1 protein-coding gene and 1 pseudogene are annotated in these 594 nt (G+C 69.0%); both read right to left on the bottom strand.

The features are described from left to right. Positions 1 to 318 (bottom strand): uroporphyrinogen-III synthase (locus GLW00_RS21030; RefSeq protein ID WP_160917086.1); only part of this gene is annotated, 318 nt, incomplete at its 3' end. Then, a pseudogene (locus GLW00_RS21025) lies at positions 299 to 594 on the bottom strand (hydroxymethylbilane synthase); the annotation flags it as partial. The gene GLW00_RS21030 and the pseudogene GLW00_RS21025, both read right to left, overlap by 20 nt.

The raw sequence follows: 594 nt of genomic DNA, 5'->3' as shown, positions 1-594 counted from the left end.
CACCCGGGCGGTGCCTTCGCCGGGCCCCCACCACTCCAGGCCCACGGGCCACTGCGGCCACCAGTCATCCGCCTGCTCCAGAAGCAGACGTGCGGCATTGGGGCTGACCGCGATGATCTTCCGGAAGTTGTCCAGTTCCTGGATCAGGCTGCGTTCACGGCCATCCAGTGTGCGGGGCTGGATGGCGATCAGCGGCAGCGCACGGCTGCAGGCACCGGCCTGCTCGAGCGCCTGGCGCGTTTCCTCCGCCCTGGGTTCGGGGCGGGACACCAGGATCCGGCGTCCGGCCAGTGGCGGGTTATTCGGGCTCGTAGCCATAGACCTCGGCCAGGATGGCGCCGGCGCCCTTTTCAAGAAGCTGTTCGGCCAGGCGACGACCAAGGGCTTCGCCTTCGCTGCGATGGGCGCGCCCCTCAACATGGTGAACCCGGCTGCCGTCCGGTGAGGCCACCAGGCCACGCAGGTGGAGCTCATCCCCTTCCAGTTCGGCATAGGCGCCGATGGGGACCTGGCAGCCGCCTTCCAGGCGTGTGTTCAGGGCCCGCTCCGCCAGTACCCGGTCCCGGGATTCGGCATGGATCAGCGGTTCCAGCA

It is taken from the genome of Halobacillus litoralis (assembly GCF_009856445.1).
In the GTDB taxonomy this organism is placed as follows: Bacteria; Bacillota; Bacilli; order Bacillales; family Halobacillaceae; genus Halobacillus; species Halobacillus litoralis.
The sequence above is the reverse complement of the archived record's forward strand: the minus strand, read 5'-3'. Positions and strand labels throughout refer to the sequence as shown.